Origin of the sequence: Pseudomonas synxantha, from assembly GCF_900105675.1 — a bacterium.
GTDB classification, from domain to species: domain Bacteria; phylum Pseudomonadota; class Gammaproteobacteria; order Pseudomonadales; family Pseudomonadaceae; genus Aquipseudomonas; species Aquipseudomonas synxantha.
In genome coordinates, this window is record NZ_LT629786.1 from 5159925 (window position 1) to 5181448 (window position 21524).

General features: G+C 54.5%; 13 protein-coding genes, 2 tRNA genes, 3 rRNA genes and 2 pseudogenes. 10 read left to right on the forward strand and 10 right to left on the reverse strand.

What is annotated here, in order from left to right:
• The gene (locus BLU48_RS23870) at positions 1 to 1497 is read left to right on the forward strand and encodes a DUF262 domain-containing protein (RefSeq protein WP_057025052.1); all 1497 of its coding nucleotides are present in this window, start codon (positions 1 to 3) and stop codon (positions 1495 to 1497) included.
• Positions 1487 to 3517, forward strand: coding sequence for a DUF262 domain-containing protein (locus tag BLU48_RS23875; protein WP_057025053.1), 2031 nt, complete (start codon positions 1487 to 1489; stop codon positions 3515 to 3517). The genes BLU48_RS23870 and BLU48_RS23875 overlap by 11 nt, the downstream gene beginning before the upstream one ends.
• A 415-nt stretch (positions 3518 to 3932) precedes the next feature.
• Here BLU48_RS23875 and BLU48_RS23880 read toward each other — a convergent pair whose 3' ends face one another.
• From BLU48_RS23880 to BLU48_RS31875, 4 genes are all read right to left on the reverse strand, one after another.
• A complete protein-coding gene (locus tag BLU48_RS23880) occupies positions 3933 to 4568 on the reverse strand; it encodes a hypothetical protein (protein ID WP_057025054.1) in 636 nt (211 codons plus the stop codon).
• 68 nt (positions 4569 to 4636) lie between these two features.
• The gene (locus BLU48_RS23885; protein WP_057025055.1) at positions 4637 to 5923 is read right to left on the reverse strand and encodes a hypothetical protein; all 1287 of its coding nucleotides are present in this window, start codon (positions 5921 to 5923) and stop codon (positions 4637 to 4639) included.
• A gap of 522 nt (positions 5924 to 6445) precedes the next feature.
• Positions 6446 to 6679 carry a hypothetical protein gene (locus BLU48_RS23890; protein WP_138233665.1) on the reverse strand — a complete coding sequence of 78 codons (234 nt, stop codon included), beginning with the start codon at positions 6677 to 6679 and terminating at the stop codon, positions 6446 to 6448.
• 219 nt (positions 6680 to 6898) lie between these two features.
• Positions 6899 to 7120, reverse strand: a complete 222-nt coding sequence (locus tag BLU48_RS31875) for a hypothetical protein (RefSeq protein ID WP_138233666.1) — start codon at positions 7118 to 7120, stop codon at positions 6899 to 6901.
• Positions 7121 to 7592: 472 nt separating this feature from the next.
• Here BLU48_RS31875 and BLU48_RS23900 point away from each other — a divergent pair, with 472 nt between their 5' ends.
• The 5 genes and pseudogenes from BLU48_RS23900 to BLU48_RS23920 all read left to right on the forward strand — a co-directional run bounded on the left by BLU48_RS23900 (position 7593) and on the right by BLU48_RS23920 (position 11621).
• Positions 7593 to 7922, forward strand: coding sequence for a hypothetical protein (locus BLU48_RS23900; protein WP_077182406.1), 330 nt, complete (start codon positions 7593 to 7595; stop codon positions 7920 to 7922).
• A 77-nt stretch (positions 7923 to 7999) separates the two neighbouring features.
• Positions 8000 to 8968, forward strand: coding sequence for a DUF932 domain-containing protein (locus tag BLU48_RS23905; RefSeq protein WP_057025058.1), 969 nt, complete (start codon positions 8000 to 8002; stop codon positions 8966 to 8968).
• 73 nt (positions 8969 to 9041) lie between these two features.
• Positions 9042 to 10046 (forward strand): YqaJ viral recombinase family nuclease, encoded by a 1005-nt coding sequence (locus BLU48_RS23910; protein ID WP_057025059.1) that lies wholly within the window; start codon positions 9042 to 9044, stop codon positions 10044 to 10046.
• Between the two features lie 78 nt (positions 10047 to 10124).
• Entirely contained in the window at positions 10125 to 11051 is a 927-nt protein-coding gene (locus tag BLU48_RS23915) for a recombination directionality factor (RefSeq protein ID WP_057025060.1), read from the forward strand.
• 46 nt (positions 11052 to 11097) lie between these two features.
• Positions 11098 to 11621: pseudogene (locus tag BLU48_RS23920) on the forward strand (JAB domain-containing protein).
• Positions 11622 to 11832: 211 nt separating this feature from the next.
• Here the strand turns inward: BLU48_RS23920 and rrf are convergent.
• The 5 genes from rrf to BLU48_RS23945 form a co-directional block, all read right to left on the reverse strand.
• Positions 11833 to 11948: ribosomal RNA gene (gene rrf, locus BLU48_RS23925) — 5S ribosomal RNA — on the reverse strand.
• Between the two features lie 156 nt (positions 11949 to 12104).
• Positions 12105 to 14996: ribosomal RNA gene (locus tag BLU48_RS23930) — 23S ribosomal RNA — on the reverse strand.
• Positions 14997 to 15242: 246 nt separating this feature from the next.
• Positions 15243 to 15318 (reverse strand) — tRNA-Ala (locus BLU48_RS23935).
• 30 nt (positions 15319 to 15348) lie between these two features.
• Positions 15349 to 15425 (reverse strand) — tRNA-Ile (locus BLU48_RS23940).
• A 161-nt stretch (positions 15426 to 15586) separates the two neighbouring features.
• Positions 15587 to 17123 (reverse strand): 16S ribosomal RNA (locus tag BLU48_RS23945).
• Together the 16S, 23S and 5S rRNA genes with 2 tRNA genes alongside form the textbook arrangement of a ribosomal RNA operon.
• Positions 17124 to 18183: 1060 nt before the next feature.
• Here BLU48_RS23945 and BLU48_RS32405 point away from each other — a divergent pair.
• The 3 genes and pseudogenes from BLU48_RS32405 to BLU48_RS23965 all read left to right on the forward strand — a co-directional run bounded on the left by BLU48_RS32405 (position 18184) and on the right by BLU48_RS23965 (position 19302).
• Positions 18184 to 18532: pseudogene (locus BLU48_RS32405) on the forward strand (hypothetical protein).
• A gap of 79 nt (positions 18533 to 18611) precedes the next feature.
• Complete coding sequence (gene radC / locus BLU48_RS23960; protein ID WP_057024545.1) at positions 18612 to 19109, forward strand: RadC family protein; 498 nt, start codon at positions 18612 to 18614, stop codon at positions 19107 to 19109.
• Positions 19110 to 19119: 10 nt separating this feature from the next.
• Positions 19120 to 19302 (forward strand): hypothetical protein, encoded by a 183-nt coding sequence (locus tag BLU48_RS23965; RefSeq protein ID WP_057024544.1) that lies wholly within the window; start codon positions 19120 to 19122, stop codon positions 19300 to 19302.
• Between the two features lie 178 nt (positions 19303 to 19480).
• Here the strand turns inward: BLU48_RS23965 and brxL are convergent, their stop codons facing one another.
• Positions 19481 to 21523: a BREX system Lon protease-like protein BrxL gene (brxL, locus tag BLU48_RS23970; protein WP_231989068.1), complete on the reverse strand. Its 2043-nt coding sequence runs from the start codon at positions 21521 to 21523 to the stop codon at positions 19481 to 19483.
• Position 21524 lies beyond the last annotated feature (1 nt).

A 21524-nucleotide genomic window follows, 5' to 3' on the forward strand; every position in this document is an offset into this window, starting at 1 on the left:
ATGACGCATGAATCTCCTGTCCGGGTCAGCACCCTGGCATTCGACGATCTGCTAAAGGTAGGTTGGCCATTGGCACTGGACAGTTATCAGCGCGGCTTCGTGTGGGGCCCGGACAAGCTGTTGCAACTGACCAGTGATCTCGCAGAGTTCGCAGGCCAGCCGGACAAAACCTTGCCTTACTACATTGGCGCGGTATTGCTGCATCGCGATGTGCACCAATCGAGAAGGTTCATCATCGATGGTCAGCAGCGCATCACGGCGTTGTCGCTGCTGTATCACCGCGCGACCGGTGCACTGCCAGCGGGCCAGGTGCTCAGCTATTCGGGGCAGTCCGCACGACATATCCGTGAAGGGATTCAGGCGTTGAAGCAGCAAGAGCCGATTGCACCGGAGATCATCGGAAAGCTTCGTCTGACGGTGATCGAGGTGGACAGCAGCGACCTTGCCTTCACCTTTTTCGATACCCAGAACAATCGCGGCGTGCCTCTGCGGGCCACCGACCTGCTCAAGGCCTATCACCTGCGTGCGATCGATCACGCAGACGCTGAGGGCGATCTGAAGACAGCCCTGCAGCAGCACTGCGCCGAGCGCTGGGAGGCGCTGCAACGTCAACCCGCGATACTGTCGCCCGGCCAGGATTTTGCCCCCAACCTGTTCAATCGTTTTCTCTGGCGTGCGCGGCGTTGGCGCGGTGCGCAAACTCCAGCGGGCAGACACGAGACGCTGCTGACCGAGTTCCAGTGCGACACATGGAACCACGTTGCGGACAGCCGCAGCAGCGTCGACAGCGTGCCGCTCTACGCCACCCGACACAATCGGCTGGCAACTGCGTTGACGCTGACGGGCGACGGAGAGCACGTACTGCACGGCAGTCAACTGCGCATCAGCCACAACCCCGCGAACTTGCCGATGGCACTGCGCCAGCCCATTCATGAGGGCGTGGGCTTCTTTCTCTACGCAGACAAGTATGCCGCCCTGCTGCAGAGGCTGATGAACGATCCTGCGCCGTGCGCGCAGGTGAGTTTTTTCCGCGCGATATATCGACAGCTGCTGTGCAACAACCAGGAGTATCTGCGCGAAATTTTCATGCTCTGCAGCCTGGTGTACATGGATCAGTTCGAAGTCGAGCAACTGACCGCGTTTGCCTTACGCCTGGAGTTTCTGCTGGGCGCAATTCGCCTGGAGAAAAAACAGGTCAAGCAGGAAACCGCCGCCAACTTCTTCAGGTTGGCCGAGCTAAACCTGCTGGATGTGATCGCACAAAGCTACCATCCGAAACAGGTGCTGGACTTTCTGCAAAAGCGCCAACAGGCCGTGGCATCGTTGTATGCCGATGAAACGATTGAAGTGGGGAATGGTGTGCAAGGTCGATACAAACGGGCTGTTCTGGCGTTCTACAAGGTGCAGGCGGATCCTGAATGCCGCAACCTTGCGGACAAATCGCAATGGCTTGAGGTGTTTCTTAAAGCCTCCCATGGAGGTCGCCATGAGCATTGATTCCAGCCTCTGCACTCTGCAACAGCTGGCCAACAGGAAAGACGCTGCGTGGTGTTTCAATGTGCCGATCTACCAGCGCCTGTATGTGTGGGGTGATGAGCAGATCAAAACACTGCTGACAGACATCGCCAATGCTTTCGATCGAGGCGACACGCAGTTCTTCCTGGGCGGCACGCTGTTGGTGGAAAAAACCACCGATGAAGATCGCAATCAGGGCATGCGCCGCTTCGACCTGATCGACGGCCAGCAGCGTTTCACCACGTTGTGGATGCTCAGCACGGTGCCGGTATGGAGCCAGGTGATGGAGGACTTCAGTAGGGTTGTGCTGAAGGAAAGGACGATTCCGCGTCTGCACTTCTCAATCCGGGAGCAGGTGAACGACTTCCTTGCCAGCATGATGCCGGGGGGGAAAGCGACGAGCAGCGAAATCATCGACACTCAGAGCATGAGAGAGGCTCAGCAATTGATGGCCTCCTTCGCGCAGACCTACAAGCGTGCGGACGGCGGGCCTGTTGATGATGAATATCTCAAGGCGCTGGCCAGCTTTGTGTATCGCAATGTATCGCTGGTGCTCACGCAAGTACCTGAGGGCATGGACCTGAACAAGCTGTTCGAAGTCATCAACAACCGTGGTATCCAGCTACAGCACCACGAGATCCTCAAGGCTAGGTTGCTGCAGGACATCCCCGCGGAAAGCCGTTTCCGTTTCGCGGCATTGTGGAATGCCTGTGCCGACATGAGTGGCTTTGTCGAGCGCAATCTGTGTCTGGAAACCCAGCTGGAGGCGCACCGACTGGGGGATCTCTATAACAAGGGGCAACTGCTCCATGCAGGCGCCGTACACGGGTTGCTCGATCGAAAGACCGACTCCGCGCAAACGGATGGCTACGACCGCCTGACCTTGCAGGCCATCGTTGACGGCTCTGTTACCGATATCGGCGCGTCTCCGGCAGCAATCGCCGAGGATGACGGAGAAGCCCCCTGGGCGCGGAGCATCATCGGCTTTCCACTCTTCTTGCTTCATGTGTTGCGTATCTGGCTGAAGGAGCAAGGGCAGGCGGATCTGCCGCGTGTGCTGGATCGGCAGTTGCTCGCCCTGTTTGAAGCCCACTTGCTGGCGCCAGCGGATTCGGCGCAGCGTGTGGCGAGGGCGCAAGGGTTCATTGATCTGCTCTGGCGCATGCGTGTGCTGTGGGACGAGTATGTGATCAAGTGGGTCGATCAGGGCGATGACGAAATCCATCAGGTCTGCCACACCTCGATTTCCGCCAGTGAAGACAAGCGTTACATCAATCGCAGTCGCGACAATGCCGTGCACCAGGGCCTATCGTTGCTGCAGAGCATGCTGTATCACTCGCAGGAAATCACCACCCATTACTGGCTGACCCCCTTCCTGTACTTTATCCACAAGCATGCGCACACCGTGCGGGGTGGTGGCGGTGAAATCGAGCGGTACTACGGCTTCCTATGCCATCTGGATAACCAGCTGCTTGGAGAAGTGACGGATGCTGCGCTGGTCGTACGTAGCCGCCGGTTCATGGACGATCCCTGGCGTACCGCTTCGGCGCTGCAGTTCGAAGCTGTGCTGACGGAGGACCATGGCGTCAGATTTGCGCATTACTGGTTCTATAAACTGGACTTCGTGCTTTGGTATGAACAGCAACGTGATCATGAGTTCTGGGGCAATTTCCGTTTCACCGCGAAGAACTCGGTAGAGCATATTTCGCCGCAGACCCCACAGGCGATCGATACCAACACGGTCTCGCGGGATTGGCTGGACCGCTTTGGCAATCTCGCGCTTGTCTCGCGCAGTATCAACTCGGAGTACGGTAATCTGCCCTACAACGAAAAGCGCCAGCGATTCCTCAACAAGCGGGCGTACGAGAAGCGACCTGACTCCCTGAAAATGGACTTGATCTATTCGAAGGAAACGTGGGGAGAGGTCGCGGCCGATGCTCATCAGGCTGCCATGCTGGCGGCAATGCAATGCCATTACCAAAGGGTTTTCACCATCGACTAGGGTGACGGTGAAGCAAGCGTTATCAGCGCTATCCATTAAGCGCAACGACGGGTGATAACCCTGCAGCGATGTCGCCCGATGAATCCACAGCCAGGAGCGACGGTTCAGCATCTACGGCGTAAGCAGGATTACACTGCGAACCACTGAGATGATGCCATCGCGTGCAAGCCCGCTCCCGCAAAGCTTGGAGCCCAATCCCTTACTACCGTCCATTTGGGTCGATCTCAGTCTGCCACGACCGGCTAATGACGACCCAAAGTTCCCTGTCGCAGCAGCTAGAAAATCAGGGGAGATTTAGCGTGCCAGATGGGTCTGAGCATATGTTCACTGAGAAGAGCCAAAATTCATTAAAAAGCTGGTCACATAGGCCTGGCAAGACGTGGCCCGAAAACGTGTGTATGGATTAGATTACCCGTCATTTGAGAAGCGCGAAGAGTACATCCAGTGAAATTTCCACATTGGTGTCTGGTTCGTAGAAACAATCATCTAACGGATCCGTCCAAACCAACTCCCCGGTCAAAGGCCGTCGCATGCAGTTACTCAGCCGCAGGTCCATCGACTCAATCCCCGGAAACTCCGCCGCCAGCGCCAGCGTTTCCATCAACCCAGCATACTGCCTGTGAGCGCGCGCCAGTTCACGACATTGCTGTGCAACAACGGGTAAGTCCCTCGAGCCAGGCTGCCCCTCTTCATCGAATCGCGCAAGCCAAGCCTCAAGAACAGGCTCGCTGCCCACTTCAATATCAACCAGGCGCTCGACCTGCGCTAGCCAGTAGAACTCTACCTCAGGGCCAGACTCGTAGGTGTCCGATAACGCCACCGCACCATAGTTGTGCAGTACCCTGACCACGTTTGGGTTACCCGCAGCCGATTGTTGCTCCAGGAAGTTATGGCCACTGCCTTGCAGGGTTAGCCGCAGCAAACTGTCACCCTTCTCGAAGATAGTTGAACTGGAACCGGTCTTGAATACCTTCGCGCCTTTGAGTGGCAAGGTTTCCAGCAGCCGGTCGAAATTCGGGGTCGGGAAACGCACGCAGATGTGTTCGCTCATTGTGTTCTTCCATAACAGATTGATGGGCCTGCCAAGCGCAAACTTCGGCTCATTTTGACAACGACAATTCAGCTTGTAGCCGGTTTTATTTCAAGCAGGCCTTCCACCACAGCATTGACGTCTGCCAGGCCGCCAATGCTCACAAGCCAGCCATAAGTGATGGGTTGCTTGCCATTATGCAATTTCGATGGAAACTTCGACATGCTTGAGTGGTGTCGATGGCCTGTGCTGACGGCGATTTCCGCCAGCAGATCTACCAAGTGCCCCCTGATGATGTTGGGGTGAACCATCAGACAGATGTTGTTGATGCGGGTCCTTGCTTTCAATAAATAGACCGTCTGGCCGGCAGCGCAAAACTCTGCAAGGTATTTGCTCTCCCTAACGAGCACGTATCCGCTCTGTTCAATCTGCTTGATCACCTTATTGGTGAATTCATCGCATGGGACAGCTACGGTCTTGCGGGCTGGCTTGGCCGGAGGCGGTGGGGCAAGGGCAGCTTGGGTACTATCCGGTAGAGGGACGGCGCGTGGCGGTTCCGACATTGGCGCAGCTCCGCACAGAAGCAACGCAGTTGCGCCAGCCATTCGCGCATAGGCCCGATCGAGTTTCGCAACTCTGTGACGTACAGGGTCTGCTGGCTTCAGGTCACTGAGTGTTTTATCTCTGATATACACACTCGGTGCGCTGCCGCCACTGGTTGAAGGATGGCAGAAAGAACCCAGAAACTGCCGGGCGTGCAGATACCCGTTATCGACGCACCATTGCAACGCGTCTTCGGGGCAATCGCCCAGGCCGATATACAGGGCGTCTGGGTTAATTTCGCGGAGTGTGGAGACGAAGCAGTCCATGAAGCACTCTCGAAATAAAGGGGAAGCCATCAGGTAGGCAAATGAGCCCGCAAACATGGATTCGCCGCCCTCAGGCGTTGTTGTAAAGGCCGCGTGAGGTATGACCGAGGTTCCGTGGAACAAGTCGGCGTTTTCTTCCCACAGGGACTCTACATTTGGAATGCGCAGGATCTTGTCGAACTTGAAGTGCCGCAAATAGCGCAGCAAGTTTGGGCGCATGGCGCTGCCACCGAATGCACCAAGTTTTTTCACTTCATGAAGCAGCGTTGCAGTCGGGATGCCAACGGCCATTAGTCGCTGGACTTCGCCGTACGCCAATCGCAGCTGGTTGGGGCCTGGGGTGATGCCCACGATGACCAACTTGGCATCAGCGTTGACGTGTTCGAAAGGGATATACCTGAGGATGTCTCTGCCTGTGTTTTCAATCACGAGCTCGGGACTGTTGGCGCCCGCCGTGCCGAGCCTGCGGATGGCAGGTGAGTAGCGCTCGAAAAGTGTGTGGTCCATCGAGTTGTTCTCCTGATCTGTTCGAGCTCGTTCCGTTAGTAGGGCAGTTGCTCAGCGGTGCCGGTGTTGGGCCGGTATTTTCTCGGTCCGAATCAGTCGCTCGCGCTCTTCGACTCGTCCGCCACGGTTGATAGGGGCCTACCTGTATCCTGCCGACGGAATCGGCTCTGGGAGGCGCCTGGGTTACTCGGCGCGCAGCGTTAGGGTTGTTGTAGTTATGGGTTACCAGAGCTGCTCGTCGCGAACTGCTGCTTCTGGCCATTTGTTGCCCTTCCTGACAGGCAGCAATCGGCCAATTCTGTTGAAAACAGTCGGCCATAGTCTCCACGGCAGAAAAGTACGTACTTGAAATTGAAATTTTTATTTTGAGCAGAGTACTCCGGCTCAGATTTCGCGTAACTGCGCGCTAAAAAAGACGTTTTCAGCCGTCAGCATGCGGGCAGTCTGGAAGGACTTACTTTTTCACCAGAATCGGCCAATATCGGTCACTCTCGAAGGCCCGCGATGCAGCATGGAAGCGGATCAAGCTTCTGTTTTCTCCTGTGCGCTAGCTGGAATATTCAACTCACTCAGCGAATCAATAAGGACTTGGATTTCCTCAGGATGCTTAGGCCGGGGTCTGCGCACAATTTCCTTCTTCTCCGCTACCGTTCGTTTTTTATTAGCCGTAATGAACTCCATGAGCCCGCCAAAGATAAAGAACAGTGAAAACCCCAGCGTAAATGGGGCCAGCACTATTCCGATGAATATTCCCAAACATCCGTCCGCCGCTTGATTTGAGTCGTACTCGCATGCCTCAAGTGTCGTCACTTCCTGAGGAGCATAAAGAGCAGCATCGAGCCCGGGAATGTCGGACGCGAAGAGCTCAGACTGCCCCCTTCCGCTTAGAGGCTGGGACGGGTTATTGCTGTACTTTCCAAAAGCGCGAAGCTTACTGAGGTGGTCCAGCAGTGTTTGCTCAACATCCCATGCATCCTAGAGCTGCGTGAAGAAAAACACTTTATCGATAAGTTTTTCATCGCCGTGACCACCATACGCCATGCGATCGACCAGGCTAGCCTTGGTCGTGAAGCCAATTTTGTAAAAAAGACCCTGTGGAGTGGTTAGCCGTGCGTAATAGACGTTACCTGCAGGGTTACTAGGCCTGCGGAACCAGCGCTTGAATCTCGTATACAGTGATGCATGTGGCTTGGCCATTCCCTTTATAATTCCCGATAAGTCCGCAGCTGGGACATCCTACAGTGGCGGCATTAAGCCTCCCACCTCAGCCTTGCATCTCCCAGGGCTCGTGAGACGGTAGCTCCAGTTGGTGCTGCCGACTAAGGTCTGCTGTACCTACCTTGAATCGCGCTCAAATTTGTAGTCATTCCATGACTACTTCTGGCCGATTCTATTGAAAAAATCCGGCTGGGTTTTCACGGCAGAAAAATACGTGCCTGAGATTGAGACCCTAGCTTTGAGCAGAGGCTTCCGGACTCGGATTTCACGTTGTAGCGTGCGAGAGAGATGTTTTCACCCATCAATATTCGAGCATTTTGGGCAAACCGACTTTTCAACAGAATCGGCCGATTGCTGCACTTAATCGTCATGGAGGCCGATTACGATTCGACTCAAAAAAAATTCAGTCCTACATCACTGCCATGACATCCACCCCATGGAGCTTAGAACCATGTCATTGCATTGCCCTCTGTGTAACTCCCCCAAGATCGCATCTTTACAAACAGCCATGAAGATTGGCGCAGCTGTTGGAACCGTAGGCGGAGCCACTCGTGGTGCGAGCGCCGCTCTGGCAGCAGGCCAGGTGGGCGCCTATGTCGGCGCTATTGCCGGCCCTCTTGGCATCACCCTCGGCACAGTTTCTGGTGCCATCCTCGGCGGGCTCGCTGGAGGTGCAGGCGGCTGCGCCCTCGGTGCTCAGCTTGGCGAAAAACTCGATCGCCATGTGTTCGCCAACAACCTTTGTCTCGCCTGCAATCATCGCTTCAACCTACCAGCCTAATCCTCTTACAACATTCTTCGGTAAATGCTGCGCGTGCGCAGCATTTATTCCGGCACGCACCCAAAGGAATTACTCCCATGGCTCATCTCGTCGAACAAATGGCATACGTTGGCGCTACCCCTTGGCATGGTTTGGGTAACCACCTGACGCAAAAACAACCGCTGGAAGTTTGGCAGCGCGAAGCCGGCATGAACTGGCAGATTCAGGAAAGTCCAGTTCACTTCAAGGCCGACACTGTCGGCAACCTCGGCACGATTGACTCCTTTCCGGAACAGAAGGTGCTGTATCGCTCCGACACCAAGGCCCCGTTGTCGGTGGTCTCCAACCGCTACCAGGTTGTGCAGCCCCGTGAAGTTCTGGAGTTCTACCGGGATCTGACTGAGGTCTCCGGCTACGAGTTGGAAACAGCTGGGATACTCAAAGGTGGCCGCAAGTTCTGGGCTCTGGCCAGGACCGGGCAGACAACCGTGCTGAAGGGTGACGATCAGGTCAATGGCTATCTGCTGCTAGCCACCTCCTGTGACGGTACGCTGGCCACCACCGCGACCCCGACCACCGTGCGTGTAGTTTGCAACAACACCCTGACCATCTCCCTGAACGGCGCTACCCGCGCAATCAAGGTACCGCACAACACGCGCTTTGATCCGCAGGCCGTGAAGAAACAACTGGGCATCGCCGTCTCGCAATGGGATGAGTTTATGTACCGCATGCGCGCACTGTCGGAACGCAAAGTGCAGTGGCATGAGGCGATGGGCTTCTTTATGAATGTGCTGTGTGACGTAGCCCCCAATAGCCAGCTGCCGGAAGTGCTGCCGAATGAGCGAGCCCTGCGCAAGGTGCAAGGGCTGTACGAAGGCCAAGGTCGTGGAGCGACGCTGGAGTCAGCCCAAGGAACTGCGTGGGGTTTGCTCAATGCTGTGACTGAGTACGTCGATCACGAGCGACGTGCCAGGAGTACTGAATACCGCATGGACTCCGCGTGGTTTGGGGCCGGTGCCAGCCTCAAAGAGCGTGCACTGAACGCCGCGCTGCAACTCGCCGCCTAGCCCCACTCATCTACTCAAAGCGCCTGGTCAGCTTCTGCTGGCCGGGCGTTTTTATGCCGCATAGGAAAACATCATGGAAACGCAAACGCTGCAACAATCCCGCAGTAAACCCCGCCCTGCCTTGCGCCTGGTGGGGACCAAACAACTTCCCCGAGAAGACTGGCTGACTGTGCGCAAACAAGGCATCGGCAGCTCGGATGCCGCCGCTGCCATAGGCCTTAACCCTTACAAATCCCAGTTGGAGCTGTGGCTGGAGAAAACTGGTCGTGACACCTCACTGCCCAAGCTAGATCTCAATGATGAAGAGAGCCCTGCTTACTGGGGCAACATCCTCGAACCGATTGTCGCATCGCATTACACCAAGCGTAGTGGTCACCGGGTACGACGTATCAATGCCGTGCTGCAGCATCCTGATCCTAAACTGCCCTGGATGCTGGCCAACATCGACCGCGAGGTCATCGGCGCCGACGATGTACAGATCCTTGAATGCAAAACTGCCGGCATAAACGGTGCACGCCTCTGGAAAGAGGGCGTGCCCGAGTACGTGCAGTTGCAAGTGATGCACCAGTTGGCCGTGACCGGCAAGCAGGCTGCCGATGTGGCGGTACTGCTGGGTGGCCAGCACCTGGAGATCCATCGCATCGATCGGGACGATTCGATGATTGCTCGGCTGATCGATCTGGAGCGGTTGTTCTGGGATTACGTGGTCAGTGACACCCCACCACCGGCTGATGGCACAGCTTCTGCGGAAGCGGCGCTGCGCTGCCTCTACCCAGAGGATAACGGCCAGACCCTGGATTTCAGTCAACACACGGATCTGGCCAGCACCTACCTGGAGCTCAAGTCTGTTCGCCAAAGCATGGCTCAGCAAGAGACGCGCGAGGCGCAGCTCAAGCAAGCCCTGCAGCAGGCCATGGGCGCAGCCACCCGCGCGGAGTTTGCCGATGGCTACATCAGTTGGAAGAAGTCCAGGGACAGCACCGGGCTGGATGTCGAACAGATGCTCAAGGACAAACCCTACCTACAAGCCCGCTACCCCAAGATCAAAACAGGCAGTCGCCGCTTTTTGATTAGCTGAACCATACCCCGTCTCCCAAACCACCTGGACCGTTTCCATCCTGGTGGCTTTTTTATTTCCAGATCAAGGATAACCAACATGCTCAAAGGTTTAGCCATTACTCCTCCGGTACTCGGGCGTATTTCCATCGGCAAGGTCGTCGAGAAAAACGGCAAACGTTTGCCGGAGAAAGATGATCAGTTCACTATTACTTCGCAGGTACAGAACCGCGACGGCTGGCTGCTGCACCCGCTCAATGAGGAACTGCGCAATGGCCAGGACGGCAAGCTACGCAGCATTCCGATCCGTTTGTTGTTCAACGAGCCGGACCTCAACTTTCGGGCTGACTACAGTCTGTTCGACCGTAACACCGGTCGGCCGGTGTGCGTCGGCAATGGTGAGACCTGCAAGCGCTTGACCAAGGACGGAATCCAGTCGTTGCCCTGCCCTTCACCGGATGGCTGCTCACTGGCCCAAGGCAATGCCTGCAAGCCTTACGGCCGGCTGAACGTGGTAATTGGTTACGATGATCCGCTAGGTAGTTTTGTCTTCCGCACCACCGGTTTTAACAGCATTCGCACTCTGGCGGCACGCCTGCAGTATTTCCAGGCCATCTCCGGCAACCGCCTGGCCTGTCTGCCACTGGAGCTACGCCTGCGCGGTAAGTCCACCCGCCAAAGCCATGGCACTCCAATCTTCTACGTGGACATCACCGTGCGCAGAGGCTTAAGCATGGAAGACGCCTTGCTGGAAGCCAAGCAGCTTGATGAAACCCGACAAGTCTCTGGCTTTGACCAGACCGCATTGGATCGCGTGGCACGACAGGGCTTTAACAACGGCGCCTTTGAAGACAGTGAGGAGGACACCGGCGCCATCGTCGAGGAGTTCTTCCCCGCAGCTGAAGATCAGCCCGGCAAGGAAGAAGTCACCCCCAAACCAGCAGCCCTTACCAAAACATCACTGGCACAAAAGCTGGAATCTAAACCCCTCCAAAGCAGCAGTGACCACTCCGCTCGCGCCCACTGATCAAACTTCCAACATGACCAAGGTATTCCAATGCAGGAGAGTCCCCATGAAATATCACAAGCTCATAGCCGGTGAAGAGACCGGTACTTATGTAATGGAATCACCAGTCACCGAGGCCGACATCCTGCAGATGGCTCAACAACTCGCGATGAGTCGTCTATCTAAAGGACGGGCCTTGACTGAGCCGAAGCAAGTATTCAGCCATCTACAAACACTGTTGCAGCACCACGAGCATGAGGTCTTTGCGTTATTGCTGCTCGATACCAAGCACCGGGTGATTGGTTTCCGAGAGCTATTCAGAGGCACCCTGGATGGAACCAGCGTGTCCCCAAGGGAAGTGGTCAAGATCGCCCTGGAACACAACGCTGTCGCCGTGATCCTTGTTCATTTTGTGGCGCGCCACAAAATGACACATAACCATCCCTTCGGATCCCCGGAGCCTAGTCAAACCGATCGTATGCTGACCACAACTCTCAAGAACGCTCTCAACATGATCGGCACCCGGATTTGGATCATGTTGTCGTGGGGTATGAGGGCTTTGCCTCGTTTGCCGAACGGGGTTACCTGTAACCCAAAAAAGCTGGTTTAGTTACTCCGTCCAACAGACTCGCCCTGGTCAATGCCGAAGCGGTAATTGGCACGGTAAGCTCCCATTTCATTGGAGCTTATTTTTTGTCATGCCCCCTAGGTGACTTCGCCGGACGGTTACTTGCAGATGCTTTTTCCTGCGGACAAAACAAAACCCCTATCTGCATGCGCAGATAGGGGTTTCGGAATTTAATCTTGACGATGACCTACTCTCACATGGGGAAACCCCACACTACCATCGGCGATGCATCGTTTCACTTCTGAGTTCGGGATGGGATCAGGTGGTTCCAACGCTCTATGGTCGTCAAGAAATTCGGGTACTGAGTCGTGGCCGGTTGGCCTCGCTTCAGCAAATTGGGTATGTGACAGCTTGGTGTTTTGTGAGTATCTCGAACTTTCGGTTCGTTTCGTCTTCACACACCGCAATCTGGCCTCTCTCGAGTTCGCAAATTGCTTGGGTGTTATATGGTCAAGCCTCACGGGCAATTAGTATTGGTTAGCTCAACGCCTCACAGCGCTTACACACCCAACCTATCAACGTCGTAGTCTTCGACGGCCCTTCAGGGGACTCAAGGTCCCAGTGAGATCTCATCTTGAGGCTAGTTTCCCGCTTAGATGCTTTCAGCGGTTATCTATTCCGAACATAGCTACCCGGCAATGCCACTGGCGTGACAACCGGAACACCAGAGGTTCGTCCACTCCGGTCCTCTCGTACTAGGAGCAGCCCCTCTCAAATCTCAAACGTCCACGGCAGATAGGGACCGAACTGTCTCACGACGTTCTAAACCCAGCTCGCGTACCACTTTAAATGGCGAACAGCCATACCCTTGGGACCGGCTTCAGCCCCAGGATGTGATGAGCCGACATCGAGGTGCCAAACACCGCCGTCGATATGAACTCTTGGGCGGTATCAGCCTGTTATCCCCGGAGTACCTTTTATCCGTTGAGCGATGGCCCTTCCATACAGAACCACCGGATCACTAAGACCTACTTTCGTACCTGCTCGACGTGTCTGTCTCGCAGTCAAGCGCGCTTTTGCCTTTATACTCTACGACCGATTTCCGACCGGTCTGAGCGCACCTTCGTACTCCTCCGTTACTCTTTAGGAGGAGACCGCCCCAGTCAAACTACCCACCATACACTGTCCTCGATCCGGATAACGGACCTGAGTTAGAACCTCAAAGTTGCCAGGGTGGTATTTCAAGGTTGGCTCCACGCGAACTGGCGTCCACGCTTCAAAGCCTCCCACCTATCCTACACAAGCAAATTCAAAGTCCAGTGCAAAGCTATAGTAAAGGTTCACGGGGTCTTTCCGTCTAGCCGCGGATACACTGCATCTTCACAGCGATTTCAATTTCACTGAGTCTCGGGTGGAGACAGCGCCGCCATCGTTACGCCATTCGTGCAGGTCGGAACTTACCCGACAAGGAATTTCGCTACCTTAGGACCGTTATAGTTACGGCCGCCGTTTACCGGGGCTTCGATCAAGAGCTTCGCGTTAGCTAACCCCATCAATTAACCTTCCGGCACCGGGCAGGCGTCACACCCTATACGTCCACTTTCGTGTTTGCAGAGTGCTGTGTTTTTAATAAACAGTCGCAGCGGCCTGGTATCTTCGACCGGCATGAGCTTACGGAGCAAGTCCTTCACCCTCACCGGCGCACCTTCTCCCGAAGTTACGGTGCCATTTTGCCTAGTTCCTTCACCCGAGTTCTCTCAAGCGCCTTGGTATTCTCTACCCAACCACCTGTGTCGGTTTGGGGTACGGTTCCTGGTTACCTGAAGCTTAGAAGCTTTTCTTGGAAGCATGGCATCAACCACTTCGTTAACTAAAAGTTAACTCGTCATCAGCTCTCGGCCTTAGAATCCCGGATTTACCTAAGATTCCAGCCTACCACCTTAAACTTGGACAACCAACGCCAAGCTGGCCTAGCCTTCTCCGTCCCTCCATCGCAATAACCAGAAGTACAGGAATATTAACCTGTTTTCCATCGACTACGCTTTTCAGCCTCGCCTTAGGGACCGACTAACCCTGCGTCGATTAACGTTGCGCAGGAAACCTTGGTCTTTCGGCGTGGGTGTTTTTCACACCCATTGTCGTTACTCATGTCAGCATTCGCACTTCTGATACCTCCAGCAAGCTTCTCAACTCACCTTCACAGGCTTACAGAACGCTCCTCTACCGCATCACTTACGTGATACCCGTAGCTTCGGTGTATGGTTTGAGCCCCGTTACATCTTCCGCGCAGGCCGACTCGACTAGTGAGCTATTACGCTTTCTTTAAAGGGTGGCTGCTTCTAAGCCAACCTCCTAGCTGTCTAAGCCTTCCCACATCGTTTCCCACTTAACCATAACTTTGGGACCTTAGCTGACGGTCTGGGTTGTTTCCCTTTTCACGACGGACGTTAGCACCCGCCGTGTGTCTCCCATGCTCGGCACTTGTAGGTATTCGGAGTTTGCATCGGTTTGGTAAGTCGGGATGACCCCCTAGCCGAAACAGTGCTCTACCCCCTACAGTGATACATGAGGCGCTACCTAAATAGCTTTCGAGGAGAACCAGCTATCTCCGAGCTTGATTAGCCTTTCACTCCGATCCACAGGTCATCCGCTAACTTTTCAACGGTAGTCGGTTCGGTCCTCCAGTCAGTGTTACCTAACCTTCAACCTGCCCATGGATAGATCGCCCGGTTTCGGGTCTATTCCCAGCGACTAGACGCCCTATTAAGACTCGCTTTCGCTACGCCTCCCCTATTCGGTTAAGCTCGCCACTGAAAATAAGTCGCTGACCCATTATACAAAAGGTACGCAGTCACAGAACAAAGTCTGCTCCCACTGCTTGTACGCATACGGTTTCAGGATCTATTTCACTCCCCTCTCCGGGGTTCTTTTCGCCTTTCCCTCACGGTACTAGTTCACTATCGGTCAGTCAGTAGTATTTAGCCTTGGAGGATGGTCCCCCCATATTCAGACAAAGTTTCTCGTGCTCCGTCCTACTCGATTTCATGACTAAGAGATTTTCGCGTACAGGGCTATCACCCACTATGGCCGCACTTTCCAGAGCGTTCCGCTAATCTCAAAGCCACTTAAGGGCTAGTCCCCGTTCGCTCGCCACTACTAAGGGAATCTCGGTTGATTTCTTTTCCTCAGGGTACTTAGATGTTTCAGTTCCCCTGGTTCGCCTCTTGCACCTATGTATTCAGTACAAGATAACCATCTTATGATGGCTGGGTTCCCCCATTCAGACATCTCCGGATCAAAGTCTGTTTGCCGACTCCCCGAAGCTTTTCGCAGGCTACCACGTCTTTCATCGCCTCTGACTGCCAAGGCATCCACCGTATGCGCTTCTTCACTTGACCATATAACCCCAAGCAATCTGGTTATACTGTGAAGACGACATTCGCCGAAAATTCGATTGCGCTCCTAAGAGCAACTCACAAATTTTACCTTAGCCTGATCCGTTACCAGTGAAAGTAACGTTCAGTCTATCTTTCTATCACATACCCAAATTTTTAAAGAACGAACTAGTCAAAGACTAGAAATCAACATTCACCATCGAACCGATGGAATGCTCATTTCTAAGCTTTATACAAGAGAAGCAGTAGTGGTGGAGCCAAACGGGATCGAACCGTTGACCTCCTGCGTGCAAGGCAGGCGCTCTCCCAGCTGAGCTATGGCCCCGTATTTCTACAGGCGTTTCCCACACAAAATTGGTGGGTCTGGGCAGATTCGAACTGCCGACCTCACCCTTATCAGGGGTGCGCTCTAACCAACTGAGCTACAGACCCAATTTCGAGCTACAAGGCCGACCTCACCCTGCTCTTTACCACAGAGCATGGAGTGCGCTCTAACGAACTAAGTTACAACCTTTTAGGGCTGCTTCTTATCGTCTTCTTCAATGAATCAAGCAATTCGTGTGGGAACTTATGGAGCAGCTGATGTCGTCGATTAAGGAGGTGATCCAGCCGCAGGTTCCCCTACGGCTACCTTGTTACGACTTCACCCCAGTCATGAATCACACCGTGGTAACCGTCCTCCCGAAGGTTAGACTAGCTACTTCTGGTGCAACCCACTCCCATGGTGTGACGGGCGGTGTGTACAAGGCCCGGGAACGTATTCACCGCGACATTCTGATTCGCGATTACTAGCGATTCCGACTTCACGCAGTCGAGTTGCAGACTGCGATCCGGACTACGATCGGTTTTGTGGGATTAGCTCCACCTCGCGGCTTGGCAACCCTCTGTACCGACCATTGTAGCACGTGTGTAGCCCAGGCCGTAAGGGCCATGATGACTTGACGTCATCCCCACCTTCCTCCGGTTTGTCACCGGCAGTCTCCTTAGAGTGCCCACCATTACGTGCTGGTAACTAAGGACAAGGGTTGCGCTCGTTACGGGACTTAACCCAACATCTCACGACACGAGCTGACGACAGCCATGCAGCACCTGTCTCAATGTTCCCGAAGGCACCAATCCATCTCTGGAAAGTTCATTGGATGTCAAGGCCTGGTAAGGTTCTTCGCGTTGCTTCGAATTAAACCACATGCTCCACCGCTTGTGCGGGCCCCCGTCAATTCATTTGAGTTTTAACCTTGCGGCCGTACTCCCCAGGCGGTCAACTTAATGCGTTAGCTGCGCCACTAAGAGCTCAAGGCTCCCAACGGCTAGTTGACATCGTTTACGGCGTGGACTACCAGGGTATCTAATCCTGTTTGCTCCCCACGCTTTCGCACCTCAGTGTCAGTATCAGTCCAGGTGGTCGCCTTCGCCACTGGTGTTCCTTCCTATATCTACGCATTTCACCGCTACACAGGAAATTCCACCACCCTCTACCATACTCTAGCTCGTCAGTTTTGAATGCAGTTCCCAGGTTGAGCCCGGGGCTTTCACATCCAACTTAACGAACCACCTACGCGCGCTTTACGCCCAGTAATTCCGATTAACGCTTGCACCCTCTGTATTACCGCGGCTGCTGGCACAGAGTTAGCCGGTGCTTATTCTGTCGGTAACGTCAAAACACTAACGTATTAGGTTAATGCCCTTCCTCCCAACTTAAAGTGCTTTACAATCCGAAGACCTTCTTCACACACGCGGCATGGCTGGATCAGGCTTTCGCCCATTGTCCAATATTCCCCACTGCTGCCTCCCGTAGGAGTCTGGACCGTGTCTCAGTTCCAGTGTGACTGATCATCCTCTCAGACCAGTTACGGATCGTCGCCTTGGTGAGCCATTACCTCACCAACTAGCTAATCCGACCTAGGCTCATCTGATAGCGCAAGGCCCGAAGGTCCCCTGCTTTCTCCCGTAGGACGTATGCGGTATTAGCGTTCCTTTCGAAACGTTGTCCCCCACTACCAGGCAGATTCCTAGGCATTACTCACCCGTCCGCCGCTGAATTCAGGAGCAAGCTCCTGTCATCCGCTCGACTTGCATGTGTTAGGCCTGCCGCCAGCGTTCAATCTGAGCCATGATCAAACTCTTCAGTTCAAACATCTTTGGGTTTTTAAGAAACCCTAAACTTGGCTCAGCAATCGTTGGTTACATCTTTGATTTCTCGCGGAGTAACTTGTGATGCTGATAATCTTGTTGACTATCAGTCTGACTCCACAAGCACCCACACGAATTGCTTGATTCAGTTGTTAAAGAGCGGTTGGTTAAGATCTTTCGTCTCAACCGAGGCGCGCGCTGTACGCTTTCCTCTGCTGCTATCAAGCGGTTATTTCCGAAGCTTTCAAAGTTTCCCTTGTAACTTCAACCACTTGGCGCTTTCGATCACTCGTTGGCGGGTGGCGAATTCTACAGCGTTACTCGCTGCTGTCAACACCTGTTTTATACCGCTTTCGACCGAGTGGATCGAACCGTTAACAGGGTCAAACAACGCGACCGTATCAACTCCTTCTGGGCTTCGATGAATTGAATCAACTCGCCATCGAAAACCGCGTAACTCTTTGTTTACCAACGAGTTTTCCGTTTCGACTGCGCTGGAAGTGGGGCGAATTATAGACTTCCAGGATCTGCCGTCAACCCCTAATTGAGGCTTTCTATCAATAAGCCTGAAAAAGCCCGAAAAGCGCCGGTTTTTTGCCTCTTCTATATAGAAAAACAATCTGCATCTATCTCAACCAGCGCGAAACGAATGGCGCGGCGCATCCAAGAGCCCATGAAACGCCTCAACACTTACGAAGGCAATGACTGAACTGAAGCGGCCACCGAAAAGCGGACCGCCGACAAGAGCCTGTCCGGCGATTGTGACGACGGTAATCATCTACAACCTGTTTAGCATCCCCAGCTGGTTCACGACTCAACGCCAACCTAAGCGCGGCGAGCACCATCAATTGCCACAAAATCGTAATTTTCATCGTCACTCATGACCACCTGTTGTTGGCGATCCGCCACAGCCGCCAACATGAAGCGTATCAACCGACCAAAGCTAGACGACACATCGGAAAAAGGGTTTACACCCCTCTAGAAACTATAGGAAGAAACTCGAATCAAATTATTTTCAGTCCTACATCACTGCCATGACAATCCCTCACGGAGCCATCCCATGTCATTGCAGTGTCCCCTTTGCAATTCCCCCACAATTGCCTCACTCAGAAACGCCGTGAAAATTGGCGCAGCCATTGGCACCATTGGCACTATTGGCACCGTTGGCGGCGCGGCACGCGGCGCAAGCTCTGCATTTGACAGGCGGCCGGTTCGGCGCTGCTATCGGTGCTATTGCCGGACCGCTAAGTATCACCCTCGACACGATCTCCGGAGCAGTCCTCGGCGGCCTTGCTGGCGGTGTGGGAGGGTGCGCGCTTGGCGCTCAGCTTGGCGAAAAACTGGATCGTCACGTCCTGGCGAACAATCTCGGCCCCATCTGCGGTCATCGCTTCAATTTGCCTGCCTGACTTACAACCCACCTTTTTCCGGGCAGTGCTGCGCATTGCGCAGCGCTTATGCCGCACTGTGTTCAAAAGGATTTTCCGCATGAAATATCACAAGCTCAAAGCCGGTGAAACGAACGGAACCTATGTCATGGAATCCCCCGTCACAGAGGCCGACATACTGCAGATGGCTCAACAACTAGCGATGAGTCGCCTGTCTAAAGGCAGGGCACTTACTGATCCGAAGCAGGTTTTCAGCCACCTGCAAACGTTATTGCAGTATCACGAGCACGAAGTTTTTGCTTTGCTACTGCTCGATACTAAACATCGGGTAATCAGCTTTCGGGAGCTATTCAGAGGCACCCTAGACGGTGCTAGCGTGTACCCGAGGGAGGTGGTCAAGATCGCCCTAGAGCACAATGCCGCAGCCGTGATCTTGGTGCACAATCACCCATCCGGTGATCCTGAGCCCAGCCAGGCTGACCGCTCGCTAACGCGCACGCTCAGAGAAGCGCTGAATCTGATTGGGGTACGAACGCTGGACCACATCATCGTTGGCAGTGACGGCTGTACATCGCTGGCCGAACAGGGCTACCTGTGAGGAAGGAGGCATGAAGCAACTGGTACGAATCTTCGCAGCCATGTTCATGTTCGTCGGCATTCTTGCCGGATGCATGACAGCGCTACTTCTGTTGATTCTCATGGTGCGGTTTCCGCCGCTGCTGATTGCAGCAGTACTGACTTGCTTGATTTTCAGTCGGCTACGGAGCACTGCAAATAACACATCTGGATAATCGTGAGCATCAACCAACGTCCGTCGCTCGCAGGCGACGGACGTTGGTTGATGCACGGCCTTCTTTCTTTCACCCAATCTGCTGCAGCTACAGACCGCAGGCTTGTCCTGTGGACAAGGGCGGCTCTGATACCATCTTCAATGATTGCTAAACGGTAGGCGGTTAGCTTCCATCCCCCCTACTCCACAATCGCTTTCAACAACGCATCCCGTGCATCCTGGTAGAACTGGATGTCGATCTTTGTTGCCATGTCATCAGATAAGTCATACAGCTGGCGCCTGGCTGTGACAGGCATGAGCAGCACGCTGGCGCCCTTCTCTACAGCCAGCTCGGCAATATTCACTGCGCTGCTAATCGGCTCAATCGAGCCGCCAAGGTTTATCTCGCCGACGACGATCACTCCGCCCTTCACCGACTTTTTCAGCAAGCTGCTGCACATAGCAATCAGCGCCGCCATGCCCAGTTTGGAACCGCGTTTGGCGGCGTCGAAGGCCCTTAGCTGCACAGAGAACTCATGAGCCCGTGGGTCGCGGTCCCCAATGAGCTGAGTTGTTCTGGAATAAAGGTTCTGCTCGGCATAGCGTAGCGACTCCTTGAAGGCTGCGGGTGCCGGACTATTGAGGATGCGCACCCCAGAGCCCGGGCCTTCATTCACCTCAATGCGATACAGGCCGGCGTTGTCGTCGATGTCCGCCCCGCCTTCGCTGATGGTCCATATCTGGCCTGGCTCCAGCGGGTCATCACCGATCTCGTTGTCGGCGCGCAGTTCCGGCGTAGCCACGAACTTCTCGACCCCGTCATCACCAATGAAGTAACTGAAGTGAGTGTTACGAAACTCGGCGGCGCCGACTCGTTTTTGCTGTTCCTTGACCCGGCGCCGTACCTCAAGCCCCAGACGGGTAGCCCATTCCAAATCCTCGTCGGACACTGCCATGTCCTGGCCTGGATACATCAGCTTGAGCAATCCGGAGACGGTTTTGTTGACCGCATTGGTATCACGGCCACTGAGTGCTCCGCCCAGGTGAACGCGATTCTGCATGGCAGATACGCGGCTCTGGAAGCGCAGGCGACTCATACACTCGGAAAAGAAGTCACTGACCAGGCCAAAATGGTCGGTGGTCAGTGACTTGTTCATTTTAGGTACGTCCCAGCCAGGCAGATAGCAATGGATACGGTCCATCCAGGCGGTGTCATCACGCATTTCTGCTGGGAGTGGGCCAAACAGATGGCCTACTCGCTGCTGGTGTTCGACATCTACATCAAAGTTGCCGACAAACACCATGGAGCCATCGGCTCGAATGCTTTCCTTCCCACGGCTGAACTCGCCGGACTCCATGTAGCCCTTCATGATGTTGATCCCTTCCTTGGTATCGAAGGAGATCCCGCTGACCTCATCAAAGCAAACCACGTCGTACTGGCACACCAAGCCGCGCTGCCCGCTGGCGTTATTGACAAACATCTTGGCTATGGTCGCCTTGCCGCCTGAAATTAAATGCGCGTAGGGCGATATTTGTTGAAACAGGTGACTCTTGCCCGTGCCCCGCGGCCCCAGCTCGACCATGTTGTAGTTACGCTCAACGAACGGCACCATGCGTAGCATGATGGCGTCTATAGCTCGCGGCGACAGCGCACTTGGCTCCAGGCCGATGGAGCGTGTGAGGAAATCCCGCCACTCTTCGCTGCTGAATCGGGTACGCGCCTCTGCCATGATATCCAACACGTTGCGCTTGGACATCTGGATGGGGCGTAACTCTGCAATACCAAAGGCGTTACCCTTTTCCTCAGCTATGATGCTGTCGTACTCCAGCGTCACCTCAGCATAAAAGCCACCGGTCAGCAGACGCTCGTTGTCATCAACAATCTTGTCTGGGATGCGCACCCGATTGAGATTCAAGCTGGGCAAAGACGCCAGGTAACCACCTTCCTTTTCTACAAACCGCACGCTGACAATATCGATCAGTTTGGCAGAGCCGGTTTTATAGGCTCGTGCTTTGAACAGCTCTTCTTCGCCGGCACGCACGGTGCGATCGGACAGCTGTCGCTGAACGATTTCCAAACCTTCTTCGATTTCAACGGGATCGGTCGAGGCGCAATATCTACCCAGCATGAACTCGACGACATAGGTCGGAACCGGAAATTGACGCGCAAAAGTGCGCACCAGGTCTTTGCGAACCAAGTACCCCTCAAAGACCTCCGCGGACTTACGATCCAGCGCATCCATT